Source organism: Acinetobacter sp. S-1, from assembly GCF_059579785.1.
Genome location: NZ_CM184207.1, coordinates 302,838 through 326,433, shown reverse-complemented (window position 1 = coordinate 326,433; position 23,596 = coordinate 302,838). Strand labels below are relative to the sequence as shown.

Sequence of the window (23,596 nt, the reverse complement as noted above, 5' to 3'; positions counted from 1 at the left end):
TGTCTAACCATCCCCAATAAATAATCTTTAAAAATAATTTTTTCTTTGTTATTCCCTAAATTTTAGGGTGCGGGTCCAATTAACACTAAGGTTCTTGGTCTCTCCACATAGCCTTCTCGCCCATCAGGGACAATCTCCACCAGATCAATCTGAGTAGGACCAATATGGGTAATTCGACCTTGATTCATCCCGATATAGTTCCCTATCTGCACTCGCTCAATTTGATGATCAGGTGTTTGGATTAGAGCCATGACTTGCCCGCGGCTGTTACGCATACTTCCTTTCATATTTAAGGACTCTAATGCATAGCTTTCGAGTGGCTGTGGTGCACGTGAGAAATTCGGATATACTCGTTTCCCCGCCATAATTTTGAGCTCAGCAGCAAGTGAGCTTGGTAAAAATGGGCTCTTTAACTGATGGGCTGCATAATTAAATTGTGGCACAGGCGTAAAAACAGGCGCTGGTTCTATGGCTTGTGGTGGCTGATTACGTATATCGGCCATTTGCTGATTTACGGCGTCGATTCTAGAGTCGCATCCAGCTAAAGCTAAACATGCCAAAATAGAAAGAGAAAATTGTTTAAGTTTCATCGTAATTCTCCTATTTCGGCTGTGTGTTAGCAGTAGAAGAATCAGGTGCTACCGAGGAAGCCGAAGCATTTTTTTCCTGATGTTCAGGATTTTCTACAGCACCCATATAGCGATAAGTTTTTGCTTTGATAGAATAATTAAGCACAGGAATATCTGATTTACCATCCTTAACAGGAGCAGCTTCAACAATAAAATCATGCATCGTCACAATACGTGGTAATGCCGCAATACTGCTAACAAAAGCACCGAAAGCGTGATAATCCCCAGTTGCCTCGATAGTAATAGGCTGTTCAATAAAAATTTCCTGCTTCACTTCATCTTCTAAGCGGATATTTTTAAACTTCAGACCAGAATTCACCCCCGTTAAGTTAATATCTTCAACTAAACTTGGAATTTCGGTTTCTTTTGGCAATTGTTCTAACTGCTGATTGAAGTTGGCTTGCATCTCTTGAAGTTGAAGCTGGTATTGCTGCAAGTTGCGTAATTTTGAGTCTTTTTCTCGAAACTCATTTAATAAATTACTTTCTTGTGCTTGAGCATTATCTATTGCTTGTAGCTTTGGCTGAATAGCAACAAAATACCCCAAAGCCAATACAGCAAAGAAAATAAAAATCCAACACGTAATTTTCACAGATAATGGCCAGCTGCCATAACTGTTCATATCGAGCGTGTTAAATTGCTGAAGAAATTTTTCTAAGGTGATCTTTTTTTTCTTAGATGGAGCTTGTTCTAAAGACAGCTCATGAAGTTCATCAGGACTCATTTTGCCACCTCTTTATTCATATCTACAGATGTATTGGCGGTATCATCTGTTGTAGTCACCCCCATTTCCCCTACATCAACAGTAACAACAAAACTGCCATAGCTATCTTCAACTCTAGGAAGCAAAGAACTGATAGCCTTATCTTTTTTCTCTTCGGTCGCCAAGAAAGAACTCATAAAAGCGTTGCGATACCATGGCGATGCTTCGAGATTACGTAATAACTCTGCAACTGTATTTGGACTTTCCGCTTTACCTTCAATCGTAAATTTATCTCCGGTTCGACTGAATTTAGTCAAATACATGGCTGCCGGGGTCACACGTACTAATTCATCCACCAAACGTACAACGACCGGACGCTGGCTTTGCAAACCTTGAATGAGCTTCATACGCTCAATAATTGCATCCCGCTGTTCTTGCAAGCCATTTAAGGTTTTAAGTTGTTGATCTAGATTCTGGTTTGTACTGATGATGAGCTGATTTGCTTGTTCTTGATCATTTAATTTTTGATTCAAATAAAACCACCCTGCAAATACAGTGGTTATCCCCAAAACAACGACCCCAAAACATAAAATAATAAATTGTTTTTTACGCTGCTCCCTAAGCCCATCACGCCAAGGGAGTAAATTAATTGTTGCCATTAATCAAAACTCCTTAAAGCCAAGCCACATGCAACCATTAATGAAGAAGCATCATTTTCAATTTTTTGAACGTCGACTTGAGGAGAGAAACCCATTTGTAAAAATGGATTGGCAATAGTGACTCGGTAACCGAGTTTCTGCTGCAACAATTTAGCAAGCCCTGGAATGTTGGCATTGCCACCCGCTAGCAAAATATGGTCAATTTCATTGAATTGGGATGAAGAGAAGAAAAATTGTAGAGATCTAGCAGCTTGCTGAACTACAGCATCTAAAAATGGTTCTAAGATTTCGATGTCATAATCATCTGGCAAAGAACGTTCTTTTTTAGCGCGTCCCGCTTCTTCTAATGACAAACCGTAACGGCTTTGAATTTCCAAAGTAAGCTGTTTACCGCCAAAGACTTGTTCACGGGTATAAATGATTTTGCCATTTTGCATAACCGATAATGTGGTCATGGTATGGCCAATATCTAAAATGCCAATGGTATTTGCACCCATGGGTAAGCTATCAGCAAACACACTAAAAGCACGCTCGACAGCATAACTTTCAACATCAGCAAGCTTAGGCGTTAAATCAACCAGTTCCAGTACTTCTACGCGTGTTTCAACATTTTCTGTTCGTGTTGCGACTAAAAGTACATTCACACGATTTGGATTCGGCAGTCGATCTGGTAAAACCTCAAAATCAAGGCTCACCTCATCTAAAGGGAACGGTATATATTGCTCCGCATCTAATCGAATCTGAACTTCACGTTCATCATCGTTCATATCTGCATCCATTTCGATGGTTTTATGAATAACCGTCGATGTTGGAACAGCAATTGCAGCGTTAGTGGTGTGGGGATTTGCTAAATTCATCGCCCGTTCCAAAGCTTCTGCAACTGCTTCTGGATTCAAAATATTTTTTTCAACTACACTGTTCTCAGGTAAAGGCGTTAAAGCATAGCTTTCTACCCAATATTTACCGTTCTTAACAGAGAGCTCTAACAACTTAACAGAAGTCGAACTAATATCGACGCCCATTAACCCCTTATTCGGTTTACGATATAACCTGAGCACACTATTGTCCTATTATTTTTTTATCCCCAAAAAAAATTACAAACCAATAATCTAGGTCTTTATTTTTACACGGATACAATATCTCATCTAACAATCCGCATGTCTAAAGGCTATACTGACCACAATTAGTTTGTATTCGATCTTATTAAAGCTTACTTATCATGAAAAAGCTATCCAGTTTGGGCTTCGTGCGTCCAATTTTTTTGATCATTATTATTATCTTAGTCTCACTTCCGATGGGCTTTTATGGCATGTATCTCTATATCGCCCCATCGCTTCCAGAAATGAGTTCACTAAAAAAAGCACCCCTCTTAAAACCATTACAGGTCTACACTTCAGACAATCAACTGATTGCCGAGTACGGTGGTAAGCTTTCTATTCCGGTTGAATACAAACAAATTCCCCCTGCTTTTATTCATGCATTTTTAGCAGCAGAAGACTCTTCTTTCTTTGAACATAGCGGGATCAGTTTTAAGGGTTTAGGTCGTGCTTTGAGCGAAAGTGTGACGGGTTCGGATGTGCAAACTGGTGGTTCAACGATCACCATGCAAGTTGCAAAGAACTATTATTTGAGTCCAGAAAGAACTCTAAAACGTAAAATAACCGAAATCTTTTTGGCTCGAAAAATTGAGCAAAATTTATCCAAAGAAGAAATTCTCAGCCTCTATGTGAATAAAATCTTCTTAGGGAAAAATGCGTATGGTATCGCGGCAGCAGCCAAAATTTATTATAACAAAAGCATTAATGAGCTCAGTATTGCTCAAATGGCAATGATTGCAGGTTTGCCAAAAGCACCTTCTAAATATAACCCTGTAGTTAATCCTGAGCGCGCACTCGAACGACGCAACTGGATTTTAGGCCGTATGTTACAGCTGGGTTATATTTCTCAAGCAGAATATCAAAAAGCAGTTGCAGAGCCGATCAATTTAAATATGCCCAATCGGGATTTAAATAATATTCATCCCTATGCTGGGGAAATGGTTCGTTCAGAACTTGTAAAGCATTTCGGTGAACAAGCCATTGATTCTGGTTATAAAGTCTACACAACAATTAATGCTAAACGCCAAGCGATTGCAGAAAAAGCTGTGCAAGATGGCCTTGAAGCTTATGACCGTCGCCATGGCTGGCGTGGTGCAGAAGCACATGACAAACCGTTAACTGAATTTAGAGCATATGCCAACACCTATCCTGCACAAGTTACTAAGGTAAATAGCAGCTCTTTTGAAGCATTAATGCAAGATGGCTCAACCGTTACGGTTCAGTGGTCCGGCATGTCATGGGCACGCCCCTATCGCAATGCAAATAGCGTAGGTGGCGCTCCTTCACGTGCGTCCCAAATTGTTAAAGTTAAAGATATTGTTCGTTTACGCCCAAACGATAATAAAACAGCATGGTCTTTAGTTCAGGTTCCAAAAGTTCAAGGTCAACTCATTGCAATTAACCCTAATGATGGTTCAATTGAAGCAATCGTAGGCGGCTATAACTTCTATCAATCAAAATTTAATCGCGCCTTACAAGGCTGGCGTCAACCGGGTTCTACAATCAAGCCATTCCTCTATGCTTTAGCATTAGAAAGAGGTATGACCCCGTATAGCATGGTGAATGATAGCCCAATTACGATTGGCAAATGGACACCACGAAACTCTGATGGCCGTTACTTAGGTATGATCCCATTACGTCGTGCTTTATATTTGTCTCGTAACACCGTATCAGTAAGACTTCTACAAACAGTAGGGATTGAACGTACTCGCCAATTATTTATGGATTTTGGTTTACAAGAAGATCAAATTCCTCGTAACTACACCATTGCCTTAGGTACTCCTCAAGTATTACCAATTCAAATGGCAACTGGTTATGCAACGTTTGCAAACGGCGGCTACCGTGTTCAACCGCATTTCATTCAACGTATTGAAGATGCTTACGGCAAAGTCATTTATGAAGCCAAACCAGAATACGCATGTATTCCATGTATTAATGCACCTGACACGACAGGTGATGAACAAAAACCTACAACGACTGATGATGAAGTCATTGAAGTTACGAATAAAGACATAGAACAGAAAGAAAACGCAGCTAAGCAGCTTAATCTTAAACAGACTGACAAAAACAACAGTCAATATCGCCAAGCTCAACGTATTTTAAAGTCAAGCTCTGCTTATGATATGGCGAACATCTTACGTGATGTAATTGAGCATGGTACAGGTCGTGCTGCACTTAAAATTGGCCGTAGTGATTTAGGTGGTAAAACAGGTACTACAAATGATGCAAAAGATGCATGGTTTGCAGGCTTCAACGGCAAGTTAGTGACTGTAGCATGGGTTGGATTTGACCAACCGACTACGCTTGGCCGTCGTGAATATGGTGGTATTGCTGCATTACCGATCTGGATTAACTTTATGGGTCAAGCATTGCAAGGTACGCCAGCAGCTTGGGTCCGTTTAGATAAAGATGCTAAAGGTCCTATTTCACGTGACCAACAAGAAACGGTGACAGAAGTAGCCGATAAGAAAACTTATCGTGCGGCTCCACCACTAGCACGTCCGCTCTATCGACCAGCACCGCCACAACCAAAACTAAGCAATGACAATGACTTTTCCGATTTACCAGGTGAAGAAATTGTTATTCCGTCAAAAGCTGCGCCTCCTGCCATGAGACCTTCACAGGAGTCCGCTCCTAAGCGAGAAAAAGATGAATTAGAAAATCTGATTAATCAGATTGAATAGCAAAAAAGAAGCCATCATCAGATGGCTTCTTTTTGCGCTCTTAAAATAGATCGTTAGATGGCATTTTTATTGCGCTTCTGAAAGACATAAATTTGAAAAGATGCAGTTATTTCTAATTGTGACTGCTGCTCTAACTGCGAACGGCGCTCAGGAGAAGCTTTATAAGCATAAGGCGTCATAGCAATCAGATTTTTTAGAGCCTGTTGATCAAGCACAAAAGGTGCATCAATAATCTGCTCTTGCTTTAACTCAAACAAATCTTGTAGTTGCTCTACAAACTTTTCTGGTGTGTGAGGATTAACTTGCTCAAATAAAGCCTCACGCATGGCATACAAATGTTCAGAAGCAGGCGTGACAACCATTAAATAGCCTTTATCTTTTAAAACACGCGCAATTTCTGCTTGCGGAATTGGGCTAAATAAACTGGTGCAAGCATCCATGCTATGGTCTAGCACCGGTAAAGTCGCCCCTGTTCCTACAACCCAAGTTACTTTAGGATTGAGCTTTGCCGCACGCTGTACAGCAGTTTTTGCAATATCAACACCAACACAGTGCTCAACGACTTGCTGCATGGCACTTGTATAGTAGCCCTCACCACAACCAATATCGAGTATCGCTTTTACATTGAGTTGCTTTAATAAATCGACTACAGCCTGCTGTAATGGCTGATAGTAACCACTTTGTAAAAAAGCTCGGCGCGCATCGACTGACTCGGGCGTATCCCCTGGGTTTTTACTATGTTTATGTTGCACAACATGTAAATTGACATAGCCTTGTTTAGCCACATCGTAACTATGCCCTTGCTCACATCGCCAAGTTCGTTCAGTTAAATTTAGGGGCTGACGACACACAGGACACATTAAAATTTGCTTAGCCACTTTTAATTATTCTCTTGTTCTTTTTGTTGTAAATAAGTCTTTGCGTGTAGTCCAACAAAGGTGCGGCCTGCATTTGTACCATTAATCCATTCATCTACCTGAAACAAATCAAACAGACCTACTTTGACTAACGTTGGAATTGCTATCTTTAGCTCTTCCTCAATTTGTCCTCTTTGCCCAGTATTATACAATTCAATATTGTGCAGCATTGTCGCTACAGTTCCTGTTTGAACCTGACTTCCATCTTTAAGTACAACTTGAGGTAATACTTCGCCCTCTCCAACTACTTTTTGATTAATCACAGATAATTGGTCTAGACCAGCAACTTTTGTCATTCACCTCTCCAATAAAAAAAGCCAGTAGAACTGGCTTTATATTGACACTAAAATAAGAACTATCGCAATTTTAAAGTCATTAGACCTAAAACTACTAATATAATTGTAATAATCCAAAAACGGATCACAACTTGCGTTTCTTTCCAGCCCTGCTTTTCATAGTGATGATGCAGCGGCGCCATTAAGAACACACGTTTATTACGCATACGCAAGGAGCCGATTTGTAAGAATACAGATACTGCCTCCATTACAAATACACCACCCATAATTGCAAATACGATTTCTTGACGAACCATAACTGCAATTGTTCCAAGCATCGCACCTAAAGCCAAAGCACCGACATCCCCCATAAATACTTGAGCAGGATGCGCGTTATACCAAAGGAATGCCAAACCAGCACCAATCATGGCAGAACAGATTACTACGAGTTCAGAGGTATATTTCACATATGGAATATGTAAGTAGTTAGCGAAACGAATGTCACCAGACAAGTAAGCAAATACGCCTAAGCCTGTAGCTACCATGACAACCGGCATGATTGCCAAGCCATCTAAACCATCTGTTAAGTTAACAGCGTTAGAAGCACCATTAATCACCAGATAGGTAAATACAATAAATGCCAAACCTAAAGGAACAATTGAGAGTGGAATTGAAAGATTCTTAAAGAATGGAATCAATAAATCCAACATGTTTGCGGTATGTTCTGCATTGGACTGTTGAGTTGCGATTAAATATAACGCAATACCAGCACCCAGCGATGCAACAGAAGTCCAGAAAAACTTCTTACGTGCAGGTAAACCTGCATTGTCTTTATAGCGAATTTTAATCCAGTCATCTGCCCAGCCTACAGCACCGAATACAACCATTACACCAAGCACAATCCAGACATAAGGGTTAGATAAATCAGCCCATAGTAAAGTACTAATACCAATTGAAAGCAGAATTAAAATTCCGCCCATCGTTGGTGTACCCATTTTTTTAGCATGATTTTCAGGAGCAAACGAACTTACTGCCTGACCGTATTTTAACGCTTGTAATTTACGAATCATGATCGGCCCAAGGACCAGACCAATGGTCAGTGAAGTTAATACACTGAGTAAAGAACGTAATGTTAAATAACGAACGACCTGAAACGAGCTGTGATAGCCCGCAAGTTGTTCAAACAACCATAACAGCATTAAAGTTTCTCCATCAAATCAGCCATCAACGTTTCCATATGAGTAAAGCGAGAACCTTTAAACAGGAAACTCATGGACTGGGGTTGATGTGTTTGGATTAGATTGATTAAAAATGGAAGCGCCTCAGCTTGTGTCTGAAATGCTTTCACTTTATTAGAATGAGAGTCTGCACCCTCGAGAGCAGCTGAAGCGAACTGTCCAACTGCAATAATATGATCTAAAGGAAGTTCGGCAAGATCACGACCTAAATCATGATGCTCTTGCCAACTGCTATCACCTAACTCACCAATATCCCCCATCACCATCACTTTTACGCCTTGTTGCTGCAACAACACTTGTGCAGCAGCGCGCATAGAAGTCGGATTGGCATTGTAGGTATCATCAATAAATAAGTAAGGTGACTTTTGAATAAAGTTAAGACGACCTTTCGCTCCCTGAGCTTGCTCTAGTCCTTGGACAATATCTTCTAGTCCAATCCCAATTGCTAAAGCAAAAGCTACAGCTGCGGTCGCATTTTGAACATTATGCTCACCCGCAAAAGGAAGCTTAACTGCACTGCTAGCTTGCGGTGTATGAAGGTTAAAATTCGTTGATTGAGGCAATAACTCCACATCTGTTGCATAGACATCGCCTCCTACACCAAATGTAGAAATACGATGAGCTTTTGCAACATCAAGAATTTCGGCAGTGAAGTCATCTTGTTGCGGCACGATTGCAACGCCATTTGGTAAAATATGACGATAAATTTCCGATTTTGCGCGGCAAATACCTTCACGACCACCAAACTCGCCTAAATGAGCTGTACCAATATTTAATATGCCCGCAACATGAGGCTGAACGAGTTTTGATGTGTAATCAATCTCACCTTGATGGCTTGCACCCAACTCCATCACCGCATATTGATGTTCCTTGCGAAGCTCTAGCAACATCATTGGTACACCAAGGTCATTATTTAAATTGCCTCGGGTGATTAGTGTCGGTGCTAAGCGCGACAATATACTTCCCAGCATTTCTTTGGTTGTAGTTTTACCACTACTCCCCGTTAAGGCAATCACCTTTAATTGTGAGTTTTGCTCACGGCGATAAGCACCGAGTTGCCCTAAAGCCAATCGGGTGTCAGCAACAACGAGTTGTGCAATATCTACATCTAGAGGACGTTCAACAATAGCTATTTGACAACCATTTGCAGCAACTTGCGCAACGAAATCATGCGCATCGAAACGCTCACCTTTTAGTGCTAAAAAGGCATCCCCAGTTTCCGCATGACGAGAGTCCGTCAAAATACGTTTAATTTCAGTTTGAGGGATTTGGTCTTTATGCCAGTAGCCCTGTGTTGCCTGTTGTAATTGTTGAGCTGTCCACGGTTCCAAAGGCACGGTACTGGTGGTTGAAGTATGCATAATTTGTCCTATTGTGCAGGGTAAGCAGCGTCTACAGTGTGATGTTGTGCATCAATCGCAGAACGCACTTCAACAACATCATCAAACCAGTGACGTACGCCATTAATTTCTTGATAATTTTCATGTCCTTTACCGGCAATCACAACAATATCACCAGCCTGAGCCTGCTGTGCAACAAATTTAATTGCTTCACGGCGGTCATGAATTTCATGCATACGGTGCCCTGAAAAATCGATTCCTTGCTTCATGTCAGCAAAAATTTGTTCAGGGTCTTCTGTTCTTGGGTTATCCGACGTCAAAATAACTGGATTTGCGCCGTCTAAAGCTGCTTGAGTCATTAATGGGCGCTTACCGCGATCACGGTCCCCGCCACACCCAAATACAGCCCAAAGTTGATTCGAAACATGACGTTTTAATGTTTTAAGCACTTGAATTAATGCATCTGGTGTATGCGCATAATCAACAACAAATAAACGCTCACCATCACGAATAACTTGCATTCGACCTGGAGCACCAATTAGTTTAGGAACGAAAGCTACTAGCGCTTTTAAATCAAAACCTGCTTGCTCAGTAGCAATAAGAGCTGCAACCAAGTTTTCGACATTAAAATGCCCTAACAATGGACTTTGCACAGCAAAAGAACCTTGCGGGCTCACTAAATTAAATGTCGCCCCCGCTAAACTGTAACTCAGGTCAGTAATATAATAATCAGCAGTATTTTGAGTAAGTGAATACGTTAAAATTTTCGGTTGAGCAGGATTTTGCTTTGCTGCATTAATCATGAGAGCTGCATGCTCATCATCTAAATTAATAACGGCTACTTTTAAAGAGCTAAAACGGAATAAAAGAGCCTTCGCTTCTGCATAAGCCTCTAAAGTGCCGTGGTAATCCAGATGGTCACGACTCAAATTGCTATAAACAGCAATCTCAATCGCACAACCATTTAAACGACCTTGTTCCAAACCATGTGAGCTTGCCTCTAAAGAAGCAAAAGTCGCACCTTGTTTTGCATAATCATGCAATGCATTTTGCAGTTGTAAAGCATCAAGCGTAGTGTGCGTTGAGGGTGTTAAGTCTGGCAAAATACCATTGCCTGTAGTACCCATCACAGCACAGCGCTGTTGTTGAGAGCTAATTAATTCAGCCACTAGACGCGAAATTGTGGTTTTACCATTTGTACCAGTCACTGCAATAATACGCACTGGTACTACGGGATCTATATGCTGTAAATAACGTTCTTGCCATTCACCCATACGTTGACGCACATCAGAACATACCCACTCATTTGCTACGCCCAACTCCGTCTCGCTAATAATGGCAAGTGCACCATTCGCTAAAGCTGACTCAGCAAAAGCGCGTGTTTTTTCAGGTTGGCTATAACTGGTCAAAGCGATAAAGATCTGGCCTGACGCAACCTTACGACTGTCTAAACTAAAGCCTTGAAAAGGCTGTTTAGACCACTGTGCATCGATCTCAACTGGATTAATTTCTTGGAAAGAAACAGACATAGCTTACCTGCGAATAGGATTTTCTGGAGTATCAAGGGGCTTATCAAGCGGCACATTCATTAAGCGCAATGATTCTTGCATAATGCGTGCGAAAACAGGGGCCGCAACCAAACCACCGTAATAACGACCTTGTGGATTTTCAACAACTACGATAACCGCTAAACGAGGATCACTAATCGGAGCTACGCCTGCAAATAAAGCACGGTATTCATTATTTGAATAACCTTTACGGTCTGCACGAAGTTTATGAGCTGTACCTGTTTTGCCACCAACGCGATAACCTGGAATATTAGCTTGCTTTGCAGTACCGCCCGGCATCGTCACCTGCTCAAGCATAAGCAAAACCTGATCAGCAATTTTTGGAGCAAGAACTTGCTCACCTTTAGGTGCTTGATCGAGTTTATGCAAACTTAGAGGCATTTTTACCCCATGGTTTGCAAGCATTGCATAGCCTTGCGCCAACTGAAGAATAGTTGCATTTAGACCATAACCGTAAGCCATGGTACCAATTTGGGAAGAGTTTAACTTGCTTACAGGAAGTACTAAACCAGAGCTTTCACCAGGGAACTTCACAGCAGAACGCTTACCAAAGCCAGCACGGTTAAAGAAGCTTGGCAATGTTTCCTTAGGAAGTGACAACGCAATTTTTGCCGAACCCACGTTTGATGACTTAATAATTACGCCACTAACAGTCAAAGCACCATAGTTATGCGTATCACGAATAGTATGCCAGCCTAAACGCATTGAACCTGGCGAAGTGTTGACAATCGTATTTGGGGTATATTGTCCAGTTTCGAGTGCAGCAGAAACTGTAAAAGGCTTCATGGTAGAACCCGGCTCGAACATATCAATCGCACCGCGGTTACGCATGGCATCTTTATTAGATAAACCGTTTTTATCATTCGGGTTATAAGATGGCCAACTGGTCATAGCCAGAATTTCGCCTGTTTTAACATCTACAGCAATTGCTGTCGCCGAACGGGCGTTATTTGCAACACCAGCAGCAGTCAACTCACGGTACATAATATATTGCAAACGAGAGTCGATACTTAAAGTGATGTTTTCGCCTGGCTCACCTTCACGAATAACCTCAGAAACTTTTAAGCGGTTACCACGTTTATCACGAATAATTTTTTGTTCGCCATCTACCCCAGACAGTTGTTTATTCAACTGCATTTCCAAGCCTTCAATCCCTTGGCCCTCACTATTGGTTAAACCAATAATCTGAGCATTTGGCTGCGGTTGAGGATAATAACGTTTATATGTTTTCTCAGCATAAACGCCCTGGAAGTTACCCTTTGTAATGAGATCTGCCTGCTGTGGCGGCACTTCTTTTTTCAAAACCAAATAACGAGAACGTGGACGCGCATTCATCTGTTTTTTTAGATCTGCACGATCTAAACCAACCACATCCGCTAACTCATCAAGGTTTAGGTTTTTATCTGGTAATTGTCGTTTTAACTTACGATTATTTGGATCTTTTTTTAATTCCGCTGTAATTTCGTCATATAAATGCTTGGTATCAAAGTAATCACGTGGATCAATGACAATTTTCATAATAGGCGTACTAATGGCCAAAGGCACACCATGACGGTCGCTAATAACCCCACGCATTGCCTCAATACGTTCAGTACGCAAAATATTGGCATTGGCCTTGTTTTGTAAAAAGTCTTTATTAATCACTTGCACATAAAATGCACGTGCAATTAATACAACAAAACAGAGCAGTACTGTTGCCCAGAGCAGATAAAACCGCCACATATCGAAGGCAAGAGTTGGTTTTTCCGAAATAGACTGCTGTTTTTTCCGTGTTTGCTTTGTTCGCTTATCTACCATACAGCAAGGCCTTACTTATTTTGCTCTGAGGTCATCGGTAAAGAAATTACCACCGTTTCTGCAGCAGGTGGCGAAAACATGCGTAGTTGGGTTACAGCACGCGTACCAATCTGTGCTGTTGCACCGAAGGTTTGTTGCTCAATAAGCAAACGCCCCCATTCAGCATTGAGATCATCACGTTCACGCATATAAGAGCTAAGCTCTCTATAATCATGACGATATTCAAATACTTGAAATACCACCATCATGGCACTGATAAAAACAAGCGCCACTAATACGGTGTATGCCACAACTTTTTTGACCACTTTATTTTCGGTGGTTTCAATTTCATCACTGCTTTTCATTACGCGCCTTTTTGTTCCAAGCGTTCAGCAACCCGAAGCCATGCACTACGTGAACGTGGGTTCGCTTTTACTTCTTCTTCACTCGCACGAACCCGTGAAATTTTCTTTAACCTTCTTGTATCTACCTGTTGCTGAGGCATTCCCCAGCCAATATCTTCTGCCAAAGTCGATTCTTTTTGAATAAATTGTTTGATTAAACGATCTTCAAGAGAATGAAAGCTAATCACAGACAAACGCCCTTTTGGTTTTAGTAAGTCTACAGCTTGTGGTAAAAATACTTCAATATCATCTAGTTCTTTATTAATAGCAATACGAATTGCCTGAAATGTACGTGTTGCTGGATGTTTATGTTTTTCCCATTTTGGATGAGCTGTTTTAACAAGTTCTGCCAATTGGGCTGTTGTATCTAGTTTTCCAGCTTGTTTAATCGCTTTTGCAATACGTCGACTATAACGTTCTTCGCCATATTGATAAATAATATTTGCTAATTGTTCTTCTTCAATTTCAAGCAACCACTCAGCTGCGGTTAACCCCTTAGAATTATCCATTCGCATGTCTAGAGGACCATCCTGCATAAAACTGAAACCACGCTCAGCTTGGTCGAGTTGAGGAGATGACACCCCTAAGTCAGCCATAATGCCATCAACACTCATCACACCAATTTCCTGCATTTTTTCTTTAATATCAGCAAAACTGGCATGAATAATGGTAAATCTCGGGTCTTCTTGCGCCAAAGCAGCTGCAACTTCCAAAGCTTGAGGGTCTTTATCAAATGCATATACTCGTGCATTTTCATCAAGTTTCGAGAGCAATAAACGTGTATGCCCACCTCGTCCGAAGGTTGCATCGATATACACCCCTGTTGTGCGATCTGCCAATAAGCTCTCAACGGTCTCAAAAAGTAAGACAGAAATATGCGACATAGGTGTTAAATCATTGCGTAAAAATGTAACTGCACATTATCACCTTGTTTATGACCAACGCCAAACGGCTTTTTGTAGGAAAATATTAATTTTTCATAGATAAAACCGTTTTGTTAGCATTTTTTAAGCAAAAAAAGAAAGCAAGCTTACTTTTTTAAGTTTGCTTGCTTTCTTTATGAATATTTAACTTCTAAGTTTTCTTTTTGGACTATTGTTTTTAGATCATTTTATTTACTGCTTGCCATCATAAATTTGATCAAAAATAGCACCGTTTGCAAAGTGAGTTTTCTGAGCTTTAGCCCAGCCACCAAACACATCATTAATGGTAAATAATTTAATTTTTGGGAATTGCGCTGCATATTTCGCAGCCACTTGAGCATTACGCGGGCGGAAATAATGTTTAGCAGCTAATTCTTGGCCTAAAGGTGAATATAAAAAGTTCAGATAACCTTTTGCCAAGGTCCGGTTTCCATCTTTATCTACGGTTTTATCTACAATCGCTACAGATGGTTCTGCCAAAATTGAAACTGATGGATAAACAATTTGATATTTATCCTTATCAGGTCCTTTCGTCGCCAACAAAGCTTCATTTTCCCAAGACAACAAAACATCACCAATGCCACGTTCGGCAAATGTCGTAAGTGAACCACGAGCTCCCGAATCTAGAACTTTCACATTGTGATAAAGCTTTTTCACCAACTCTCGAGCCTTAGCATCATTTCCACCCGGCTGTTTTAAAGCATATCCCCACGCAGAGAGATAAATCCAACGCGGTGCACCACCTGTTTTAGGGTTAGGGGTGATAATTTCCACACCTGGTTTTGTTAAATCATTCCAGTCGCGTATATTTTTCGGGTTACCTTTTCGTACTAGAAACACGACAGTTGACGTATAGGGGGCAGAATTATTTGGGAATTCTTTTTGCCAGTTCGGCTGAATAAACCCAGCTTTCACAATCTCATCAATATCATTCGCTAATGCTAACGTTACTACATCAGCTTCAAGTCCCGTGGCTACCGCGCGGGCTTGTTTTCCAGATCCACCATGTGACTGTTTAAATTCAACATCTTGCCCTGTTCGCTGTTTCCAAAACTTACCAAATGCTTGGTTATATTCTTGATAGAACTCTCGAGTAGGATCATAAGAAACATTTAAAAAAGAGGTCGCTGCTTGAGCCGCTGTTGTCACCATTCCCACATATAAAGCGACCGCTACTATTGATATTTTTTTCATTTACAAAATCCATCATTCGTTTTAGTTTAACTATATTTTTAATTTTATTTTTTACAATCAATTACTTATATTTATATCTTTTTTATTAATCTTTTTTAGATATATAGCTTAGAACGTCGAAGTTATTTCATTTTTGAAAAATTTTGTAATTATTCTTACAACTTATTTAGGGCCTTCACTTTATCTACACATTAATTTGTTAAATAATGAAGCGTAAAGGATACATATGGTCTACATTTGAGTCGACCAATTTAAAATATAGGTAAATTTTGTAAAAAGTGTGACACAGTTCCACTTTTTTATTAATATTTATGTTTAAATCGTAGCATTACCGTAATTTTACATTTTGTTAAACTCAAAAAATAGATGAAATGTAATGAACAGAGGGGATGATTAACAATGAAAATTCATTATGGAAAAGCTTTAAGCTTAAGTTTGGTGCTGGGTTTAGCATCACAGTTTTCTGCAGCAGCAGTACTTAAAGACACTCCAAACAAAACAGGTTCAGATAAGCAAACTTCGCTTATTGAAAAAGCTTTAGATCAGCAGAAACGTAACCCTATCGTGTTACCTTCTACAAATGATGAGCTTAAGGTTCTTAATACTATTCGCGTTACTCCAACCCAAAATTTTCTTGCTGCACAACACGAACGTTTTTCACGTTTTGTTCAGGCAATCTTTCAGCCCCATGCTTCTTAAAATCTGAAACACCCCCTCTACGTTTCAGTTTTAGCCCAGACTGACGTTAAATAAAACGTCAGAATACTGGGCTTTTTCGTTATAATAGTTTCAATTTTTATTCTGACCCCTTATCTATGAAAGTTCGTACTCGTATTGCACCTTCCCCTACTGGTTTTCCTCATGTTGGCACAGCCTACATTGCTTTATTTAACATGTGTTTTGCGAAACAACATGGTGGAGAATTTATTTTAAGGATTGAAGATACAGACCAACTTCGTTCTACACCAGAGTCTGAAAAAATGATTTTGGATTCATTACGTTGGTTAGGTTTGAATTGGTCTGAAGGTCCAGATGTAGGTGGCCCACATGCACCATATCGCCAATCTGAACGTATGGGAATTTATAAGCAATACGCATTAGAACTTGTTGAAAAAGGTCATGCTTTTTACTGTTTCGCAACAGCAGAAGAACTTGACCAAATGCGTGCTGAACAACAAGCACGTGGCGAAACACCAAAATATGACGGCCGCGGTTTAAAACTTTCTCAAGAAGAAGTGACTCGACGTCTTGAAGCGGGTGAACCTCATGTCATTCGTATGAAAGTGCCTGAAGAAGGTGTTTGTAAATTTAACGACTTGCTACGTGGAGAAGTTGAAATTCCTTGGGCTCAAGTCGATATGCAAGTCCTTCTTAAAACAGATGGTTTACCAACTTACCATTTAGCTAACGTTGTTGATGACCATTTAATGGAAATCACTCATGTATTGCGTGGTGAAGAATGGCTTCCTTCTGCACCAAAGCATCAGTTGCTTTACCAATATTTTGGTTGGGAAATGCCAACTCTTTGCCACATGCCACTGTTACGTAACCCAGATAAATCAAAACTATCTAAACGTAAAAATCCGACATCAATTAACTACTACCGCGATATCGGTGTATTACCAGAAGCCTTACTCAACTATTTAGGCCGTATGGGTTGGTCAATGCCAGATGAAAGAGAAGTTTTCACATTACAAGACATGATGGATAACTTTGACATTCAACGTGTATCACTAGGCGGACCAATTTTTGACGTTGAAAAATTGAACTGGTTAAATGGTCAATGGATCAAAGGTTTAACACCTGGCCAATTATTAGACCGTTTATTAACATGGAAGAGTGATCGCAACACTTTAGAAGACATTGCTGCCGCTATTCAACCACGTATTAATTTACTTTCAGAAGCTGTGAATTGGGCTGGTTTCTATTTTAACCATATGCCACAAATTACTGCTGAAATGTTTGAAAGTAAAAAATTGACTCAAGAGCAAGTTCGTCAAAGTTTACAATTTGCAATTTGGCGTCTTGAAGGTCAGTTTACTTGGAATAATGACACCGTTAGCCAAACCCTAATGGAACTTGCGAATCAGATGGGCATTAAACTACGTGATTTCATGCCAGCGTTCTTTATCGCAATTGCCGGTTCAACGAGTTCAACACCAGTGATGCAATCAATGGTTACGCTTGGGCCTGATTTAACTTTCGCTCGCTTACGTCATGCCTTAGAAATTGTGGGCGGACCGAGCAAGAAAGAAGTTAAAAATTGGGAAAAACTCAATGAGAGCTTAAAATTGCCGAAAAATGACGCAACTAGCGAAGTTTAATTCATTTTTTTGTTGACGTGTGAGCGCATTCACCCTAAGATTGCGCTCACACAAACTGGGGTCATAGCTCAGTTGGTAGAGCGCTACAATGGCATTGTAGAGGTCAGCGGTTCGATCCCGCTTGACTCCACCACGCTCCTTTGTGTTTGCCTCATCAAGTCCCTATCGTCTAGAGGCCTAGGACATCGCCCTTTCACGGCGGTAACCGGGGTTCGAATCCCCGTAGGGACGCCATATTCTGCTTTAAAAATTATAAAAAGACTCTATCGTCACCTTACTGTTTATTCTTTATCTCTTTCTAGATTGCACATTTGTCTATTTTATCTAAAATAGCGTCTTTCTTAATTCTCTCAATGTGTAATATGCAGCCATCTGACAATCAACTAGATGCTCATCAGCATCAGAACAGTACTGCACCTTTAAAAAGAGCCATGAGCACTCGCCATCTTGTGATGTTATCACTGGGCGGAGCGATCGGAACTGGTCTATTTTTAGGTTCAGGGGAAGTCATTTCACAAACTGGAGCTATTGGCGCAATTATTGCCTATATTCTTGGTGGCGCGATCGCTTACATGGTCATGCTCTGCCTAGGAGAACTCGCTGTACACATGCCTGTTTCAGGTTCTTTTGGTGCCTATGCCAAAAAATATATCAGTCCAAGTACTGGTTATATGATTTCTTGGATGTACTGGCTCACCTGGACTGCAACGCTTGGAACCGAATTCACTGCCGCAGCCCTACTCATGCAAGAATGGTTTCCACAGATTTCTATGTGGATTTGGACAATTATTTTTGCAGTTACTATCTTTGGCTTAAATATTAGTTCAACGCGTATTTTTGCTGAATCTGAGTTTTGGCTGGCTCTTGTTAAAGTCGTTACTGTCATTGCCTTTATTGTGCTCGGCCTATTAGCAATTTTTGGTTTAATTCCATTCCATGGTGCCCAAACTGCTCCACTATTTAGCAATCTTACGGCTCAAGGCTGGTTCCCTCATGGTTTAATTCCTATTTTTACGACCATGTTAATTGTTAACTTTGCATTCTCAGGAACCGAATTAATTGGTGTAGCAGCTGGCGAAACAAAAGATCCGGCTCAAAATGTACCAAAAGCGATTAATGCCGCGATCTGGCGCCTCCTTATTTTCTTTGTGGGTACCATCATTGTTATTAGCGCTTTACTTCCTTTCCAACTTGCAGGTTTAGGCGGTGACGGTGTAAGTAGCAGTCCTTTCGTGACCGTATTTAATTATATTGGCATTCCATATGCGGATGACATTATTAGGTTTGTAATTATTACTGCTCTACTTTCAGCAGCAAATTCTGGCTTATATGCAGCTTCACGTATGATGTGGTCTCTGTCAGAAAAAAAATTACTACCTAGTGTGTTTGCGACTTTATCAAAAAGTGGAACACCAATCGTAGCTCTAGTTGTAACCATGTTCGGTGCAATTCCAGGTTTGCTATCAGAGCAATTTGCACCTGAGACTATTTTTAAGAATCTGCTTGGTGTAGCAGCTTTTACCATGGTGATTGTATGGATGAGTATTTGTTTAAGCCAGTTCAATTTCCGCCGCCAATGGTATAAATCAGGCCATACTGTTAAAGACTTACAATATGCTGCGCCTTTCTTTCCTATTGTGCCAATTTTAGGTTTTATTTTCTGTTTTATTACTTGTTTAAGTATGGCAGCAGACCCTGAAATGCGAGCTGGCTTTGTAGGCTGTCTCATTTTCACAGCTTTATGCTATGCCAGTTATTTCATTTTTTATCGTAATAAAGACTAAAACTGTCGTTATTCAATTAAAGTGTAGCAAAAAGCTACACTTTTTTTTGCCTACATACTGGTTTTATGTATCAGACCACGGTAGATTAAAATTTATATTAAAAACAATTCTTTGTATAGAATGAAAATTATATTTATCCATGGGATGAATCAACAAAACTACACAGCACATCGCTTGAAAGAGCATTGGTTAAAAGTGTTTAAGCTCGGCCTAAAACAAATGCCTTGCAGAGTTAATATCCGTGATCTTCATATTCACATGCCATTTTATGGCGACTTAATGACCAAATACCAATTAAGCAATCAATTAGACCTTAACACGTTGTTACCTAAATCATTTTTTAATAATTATTTCCCTATTAACGTACACCCAAGTAATCCCCCACCTAAAGAGCACACTCCATTTGTTCCGTTGTTACGTCCCTCAACCGATCAAGCTGAGCAAAGCTTCTCAGAACGACTTTATCTCACTTCTCAACTAGTTAAAGATCGCGTACTGAAAGAACTAGTTGTTCTATTAAATAACTTTCCTAAACTGCATGAAAGTTTGATTCAACAATTCCTTATCGAAACCTATATGTATTTATCTAATCCAGAGTTCATGCAGGAAGTACATCAAAGAATTTTAAAGAAAATGCGAGAAGAAGAAGATTATATTGTGGTGGGACACTCTCTTGGTTCAGTTATCGCTTTCCAATTATTATCAGATCCATCTTATCAATTCTCAGTTAGGCGTTTTATTACCCTAGCTTCGCCTTTAGCTTTTCGCGTGATTCAAAGTAAGCTCCCGAATCCAATTTCCAGACCGCCATGTATTTACGGTGATTGGTTTAATTTTTACTCTCAGGACGATTTTTTGACCGCTTTTCCCTTATGCGAAGCTCCATTTAATTTTGATCCAGCCATTATCAATCAGAAAATTTATACCTTTGCCAACCAACCGCATGAAATTTTAGGATATTTACAACATCCGTCGGTCATAAAGGCAATTATTGAACCTTTTCAGAAAAATGAGGGCTAAATGTATATACTTTCTACAATTTGAGTTATTTTTAATCGCTTGATTGTTTTTTTTAATATTTCTTCAGAAAACTATTTGACACTTTTATTAAATCGACCTAATATACGCCCACCTCTGAAACGTCCCTATCGTCTAGAGGCCTAGGACATCGCCCTTTCACGGCGGTAACCGGGGTTCGAATCCCCGTAGGGACGCCAATATTTTTCAGATGTATGCCTCATATAAGTCCCTATCGTCTAGAGGCCTAGGACATCGCCCTTTCACGGCGGTAACCGGGGTTCGAATCCCCGTAGGGACGCCAAATTCTAAAAAGCCACTGCATAACGTCAGTGGCTTTTTTCTTGCCTAAAAAATAAAAAGCCAATCAATGATTAACTTTTTATATGCTCTATCAACCCGCAATTCCTACTTGTACTTCAAGACGACCTGACTGCACTCGCAGTCCTCTAATTTCAAACTGATCTACGAGCTGCTGCACAAGCTCGCGACTTTCTCTCAAAATATTCAAGCCTGGTAAAATACTAAAATCAGTCAAACTTAAAAGCTTTTCAACCATCCATGAACGGTTGTTAATAAAGTCAATAAACCCTGCTTGCTCTAGGTCAATAAACCACATGCGATGCCCATCGCGTTGGATTCCGGGAATATCGCCAATCAAGTGATTAATGAGTGATGGAATAGGCAACATATTTACGACTTCGAAACCAACTCGACCAATACGGCGCACAGCCCAATTTGACAAGGTGCCGCCATGTCGAATCTGAACATCAAGACTTTCATCCATTTGTCGCAAGCGTAAGAATTTTTCCTGCCCAATACGACATTCCAATACTTTAAAATCTAAACTCAAACGATACATGAAGCGATGATAATGCCCATCGATCTCGACTTGGAAACTGTCATTGCCGCACTTGATTTTAATATCATCAATTTCTGAGCGATCAATGCGCTTACGAATTTGATTATTTAATAACATTTCGGGTAAGTACAACGTTAAGGTACTTTTGCCCAAAAAAGTTCGCGCCATAATCAACGCGACTTGGCGTGCTGTTTCACTGGTTTCAGACACCATATCTCTTACCGTGCCTGCTGCCAGATTTGTCATTCCGACAACTCCACGTCGTGTATGCGTAGTTACTTGATCGAGCGCGTCCAAAGCAGCATCAGCAACCTCTGCAATATTACGTGTCGTGTCGCTAGCAAACCCAACTGCATCTTGGGCATGTTGCAATGTCTTATGCAGTAATCGACGAGATAATGACGGTTTAGCGGTATCTGGGGTAGCTAAAACCGGTGCTGTCGTTGTAGGCTGCGACTTATTGTCATCTTGTTGACCCAAGTCCCTCTCTCCTTTTTATATTTATCCCACATCCTATTCGAGTATTTAAGCTCATTTATTGTGCTAATCACACTTCATTTTTCTGTAGATTAGCATGCTCTACAATATTATTTTATTTTTTATGTGTACGGATAAATCATCCGTTTTTTATATTTCTTTGTTTATCCATAAGTAATTTTTCTGCTAACTCAATGCATTTCATCGATATATTACAAATTTTTTTCTTTCTGCACATTTCCGTTAGAATAGATTCAAACTAAATGTGGAGTTCCCATGCAATATCGTTGCCCTAAATGTCAAAGTGTTAAAATTATGCCTGTGAGCCAAGGCGTTAACAGCGCAAAACCTGTCGTTCCTAAAAGTCTGGTTATCTTGATTCCTGCAATTTTTGTGCTTTTACTGTTAGTAGTCATTAGCATCTTTATGTGGATTTTTGGCAATGGTGCAGGTAGTTCTCTTCAAATCGCAACAGTAGTTGCATTTGTGGTTACTGTAGGGGCAGGTTTTATGTTCTGGCGTGATTTGCCTGATTTCAAATTGTCTATGCAAGCATTTATGCAGTCACAAAAACACTGGAAATGCCGTGACTGCAATAACGAATGGGAAATTTAAAAAAAACTGTTCACATCAGCTCAATGCTGATGTGAATGTGCATTATCTGCATCATCATGTTTATGCGAAGCATGTTGAGCAATATGCTGACAATTGATCTCAGCATCGTCCTCAATTTGCAATGTCACTTCACCAATACCATGTTCATGGGAAAGCATTTCAACAGCATCTTGATACAACTTGGTACGATCAGCTTCAGGCGCAAATAAGTGCACTGTTAAATGGATGTTTTTAGAAGTGATCGCCCATACTTTGAGTTGGTGAATACTTTCCACACCATTTAAAGAAAGTAAATCTGCACGTAGCTTCTCAATATCGACCTCTTCTGGCACACCTTCGAGCAAAATGTTAATACTTTGCTTAAGTAAAACCCATGTTCTTGGCAGCACCCAAAATCCAATCAGTACCGCAATAAGCGTGTCAATCCAGTACCAATTAGTGAAGTAAATAATAATTGCACCAATAATAACGCCTACCGAACCTAGTGCATCACTCAATACTTCTAGATAAGCACCTTTCACATTTAGGCTGTTATTGGCACTCGACATCAGGATTTTCATTGAGATGAGGTTAATTACCAAACCAATAGTCGCTACAACCAACATTCCCACACTTTGAATTTCAGGTGGCTTAGAGAATCGGATATAGGCTTCATATAAAATATAAATTGCCACCACGAACAGCATGAGTGCATTAAATAAAGCGGCCAGAATTTCAAAGCGTTGATAACCAAAAGTACGCTTATTATCAGCGGGACGTTTTGAAATCTGAATTGCGACCAGAGCAATTGCCAAAGCAGCTGCATCTGTAAACATATGCGCAGCGTCAGAGAGCAACGCCAGACTTTGCGTGATTAAACCTGCAATAACCTCAACAATTAAAAATGTCGTAGTAAGCGCCAAGGCAATCGTTAATTTCTTGGCATTACCTTCAGTCATTACAGCATGACTATGGTCATGACCATGTTGTCCACCCATTTTGCGGACTCCTTATTATTTATCTTTATGGTGAGGTAAAAGTAACCATGAATTCATGTTTACCTTTACCTGTTTCAAATACTTTTCTGACTCAAACTTTTTCATCAAAAAAAGATATCTCAAATCGATGACA

The 23,596-nt window shown here is 40.2% G+C and carries 21 protein-coding genes and 4 tRNA genes; 10 read left to right on the top strand and 15 right to left on the bottom strand.

Annotated elements, in window-relative coordinates; genetic code table 11:
- Positions 1 to 62: 62 nt before the first annotated feature.
- Genes AC52J8_RS01555 through AC52J8_RS01540 form a run of 4 tightly spaced genes read right to left on the bottom strand, consistent with a single transcriptional unit; the run spans position 63 to position 3,049 of the window.
- Positions 63 to 590 (bottom strand): pilus assembly protein PilP, encoded by a 528-nt coding sequence (locus tag AC52J8_RS01555; RefSeq protein ID WP_086399364.1) that lies wholly within the window; start codon positions 588 to 590, stop codon positions 63 to 65.
- Between the two features lie 10 nt (positions 591 to 600).
- Positions 601 to 1,353 (bottom strand): type IV pilus inner membrane component PilO, encoded by a 753-nt coding sequence (locus tag AC52J8_RS01550; RefSeq protein ID WP_060464993.1) that lies wholly within the window; start codon positions 1,351 to 1,353, stop codon positions 601 to 603.
- The gene (locus tag AC52J8_RS01545; protein WP_086399992.1) at positions 1,350 to 1,991 is read right to left on the bottom strand and encodes a PilN domain-containing protein; all 642 of its coding nucleotides are present in this window, start codon (positions 1,989 to 1,991) and stop codon (positions 1,350 to 1,352) included. The genes AC52J8_RS01550 and AC52J8_RS01545 overlap by 4 nt, the downstream gene beginning before the upstream one ends.
- Positions 1,991 to 3,049: a pilus assembly protein PilM gene (locus tag AC52J8_RS01540; protein ID WP_005067078.1), complete on the bottom strand. Its 1,059-nt coding sequence runs from the start codon at positions 3,047 to 3,049 to the stop codon at positions 1,991 to 1,993. The genes AC52J8_RS01545 and AC52J8_RS01540 overlap by 1 nt, the downstream gene beginning before the upstream one ends.
- A 161-nt stretch (positions 3,050 to 3,210) precedes the next feature.
- Here AC52J8_RS01540 and ponA point away from each other — a divergent pair, with 161 nt between their 5' ends.
- The gene (gene ponA / locus AC52J8_RS01535) at positions 3,211 to 5,772 is read left to right on the top strand and encodes a penicillin-binding protein PBP1a (RefSeq protein ID WP_032052651.1); all 2,562 of its coding nucleotides are present in this window, start codon (positions 3,211 to 3,213) and stop codon (positions 5,770 to 5,772) included.
- A gap of 53 nt (positions 5,773 to 5,825) precedes the next feature.
- On the opposite strand, the gene AC52J8_RS01530 is transcribed toward ponA, so the two are convergent.
- The 9 genes from AC52J8_RS01530 to AC52J8_RS01490 all read right to left on the bottom strand — a co-directional run bounded on the left by AC52J8_RS01530 (position 5,826) and on the right by AC52J8_RS01490 (position 15,407).
- Complete coding sequence (locus tag AC52J8_RS01530) at positions 5,826 to 6,650, bottom strand: putative RNA methyltransferase (protein WP_086399991.1); 825 nt, start codon at positions 6,648 to 6,650, stop codon at positions 5,826 to 5,828.
- 2 nt (positions 6,651 to 6,652) lie between these two features.
- The gene (locus AC52J8_RS01525) at positions 6,653 to 6,985 is read right to left on the bottom strand and encodes a DUF7709 family protein (RefSeq protein WP_068563962.1); all 333 of its coding nucleotides are present in this window, start codon (positions 6,983 to 6,985) and stop codon (positions 6,653 to 6,655) included.
- Between the two features lie 59 nt (positions 6,986 to 7,044).
- A complete protein-coding gene (mraY, locus tag AC52J8_RS01520; RefSeq protein WP_002116751.1) occupies positions 7,045 to 8,163 on the bottom strand; it encodes a phospho-N-acetylmuramoyl-pentapeptide-transferase in 1,119 nt (372 codons plus the stop codon).
- A complete protein-coding gene (locus tag AC52J8_RS01515; protein ID WP_086399990.1) occupies positions 8,163 to 9,563 on the bottom strand; it encodes a UDP-N-acetylmuramoyl-tripeptide--D-alanyl-D-alanine ligase in 1,401 nt (466 codons plus the stop codon). Before AC52J8_RS01515 ends, mraY begins: the two co-directional genes overlap by 1 nt.
- Before the next feature lie 8 nt (positions 9,564 to 9,571).
- Entirely contained in the window at positions 9,572 to 11,071 is a 1,500-nt protein-coding gene (locus AC52J8_RS01510) for a UDP-N-acetylmuramoyl-L-alanyl-D-glutamate--2,6-diaminopimelate ligase (protein WP_086399989.1), read from the bottom strand.
- A gap of 3 nt (positions 11,072 to 11,074) precedes the next feature.
- The gene (gene ftsI / locus AC52J8_RS01505) at positions 11,075 to 12,907 is read right to left on the bottom strand and encodes a penicillin-binding protein PBP3 (RefSeq protein ID WP_002117016.1); all 1,833 of its coding nucleotides are present in this window, start codon (positions 12,905 to 12,907) and stop codon (positions 11,075 to 11,077) included.
- A gap of 11 nt (positions 12,908 to 12,918) precedes the next feature.
- Positions 12,919 to 13,251, bottom strand: coding sequence for a cell division protein FtsL (gene ftsL, locus AC52J8_RS01500; RefSeq protein ID WP_002116847.1), 333 nt, complete (start codon positions 13,249 to 13,251; stop codon positions 12,919 to 12,921).
- A complete protein-coding gene (rsmH, locus tag AC52J8_RS01495) occupies positions 13,251 to 14,174 on the bottom strand; it encodes a 16S rRNA (cytosine(1402)-N(4))-methyltransferase RsmH (RefSeq protein WP_002116998.1) in 924 nt (307 codons plus the stop codon). The genes ftsL and rsmH overlap by 1 nt, the downstream gene beginning before the upstream one ends.
- Before the next feature lie 231 nt (positions 14,175 to 14,405).
- Positions 14,406 to 15,407, bottom strand: a complete 1,002-nt coding sequence (locus AC52J8_RS01490) for a sulfate ABC transporter substrate-binding protein (protein ID WP_086399987.1) — start codon at positions 15,405 to 15,407, stop codon at positions 14,406 to 14,408.
- 399 nt (positions 15,408 to 15,806) lie between these two features.
- Here AC52J8_RS01490 and AC52J8_RS01485 point away from each other — a divergent pair, with 399 nt between their 5' ends.
- From AC52J8_RS01485 to AC52J8_RS01450, 8 genes are all read left to right on the top strand, one after another.
- The gene (locus tag AC52J8_RS01485; RefSeq protein ID WP_016142869.1) at positions 15,807 to 16,106 is read left to right on the top strand and encodes a hypothetical protein; all 300 of its coding nucleotides are present in this window, start codon (positions 15,807 to 15,809) and stop codon (positions 16,104 to 16,106) included.
- A 116-nt stretch (positions 16,107 to 16,222) separates the two neighbouring features.
- Positions 16,223 to 17,731 (top strand): glutamate--tRNA ligase, encoded by a 1,509-nt coding sequence (gltX, locus tag AC52J8_RS01480; protein ID WP_208753412.1) that lies wholly within the window; start codon positions 16,223 to 16,225, stop codon positions 17,729 to 17,731.
- A gap of 57 nt (positions 17,732 to 17,788) precedes the next feature.
- Positions 17,789 to 17,864 (top strand) — tRNA-Ala (locus AC52J8_RS01475).
- 25 nt (positions 17,865 to 17,889) lie between these two features.
- Positions 17,890 to 17,965: transfer RNA gene (locus tag AC52J8_RS01470), tRNA-Glu, on the top strand.
- 128 nt (positions 17,966 to 18,093) lie between these two features.
- Entirely contained in the window at positions 18,094 to 19,515 is a 1,422-nt protein-coding gene (locus AC52J8_RS01465; RefSeq protein ID WP_496538857.1) for an amino acid permease, read from the top strand.
- A 120-nt stretch (positions 19,516 to 19,635) separates the two neighbouring features.
- A complete protein-coding gene (locus tag AC52J8_RS01460) occupies positions 19,636 to 20,535 on the top strand; it encodes a PGAP1-like alpha/beta domain-containing protein (RefSeq protein WP_208753414.1) in 900 nt (299 codons plus the stop codon).
- Positions 20,536 to 20,656: 121 nt separating this feature from the next.
- Positions 20,657 to 20,732 (top strand) — tRNA-Glu (locus AC52J8_RS01455).
- A 28-nt stretch (positions 20,733 to 20,760) separates the two neighbouring features.
- Positions 20,761 to 20,836, top strand: a tRNA-Glu gene (locus AC52J8_RS01450).
- A gap of 90 nt (positions 20,837 to 20,926) precedes the next feature.
- On the opposite strand, the gene AC52J8_RS01445 is transcribed toward AC52J8_RS01450, so the two are convergent.
- Positions 20,927 to 21,874: a hypothetical protein gene (locus AC52J8_RS01445; protein ID WP_199977039.1), complete on the bottom strand. Its 948-nt coding sequence runs from the start codon at positions 21,872 to 21,874 to the stop codon at positions 20,927 to 20,929.
- Between the two features lie 273 nt (positions 21,875 to 22,147).
- On the opposite strand from AC52J8_RS01445, the gene AC52J8_RS01440 reads away from it, so the two are divergent.
- Positions 22,148 to 22,486: a hypothetical protein gene (locus AC52J8_RS01440; protein ID WP_002117013.1), complete on the top strand. Its 339-nt coding sequence runs from the start codon at positions 22,148 to 22,150 to the stop codon at positions 22,484 to 22,486.
- Positions 22,487 to 22,506: 20 nt separating this feature from the next.
- On the opposite strand, the gene AC52J8_RS01435 is transcribed toward AC52J8_RS01440, so the two are convergent.
- Positions 22,507 to 23,463, bottom strand: a complete 957-nt coding sequence (locus tag AC52J8_RS01435; protein ID WP_208753415.1) for a cation diffusion facilitator family transporter — start codon at positions 23,461 to 23,463, stop codon at positions 22,507 to 22,509.
- Positions 23,464 to 23,596 lie beyond the last annotated feature (133 nt).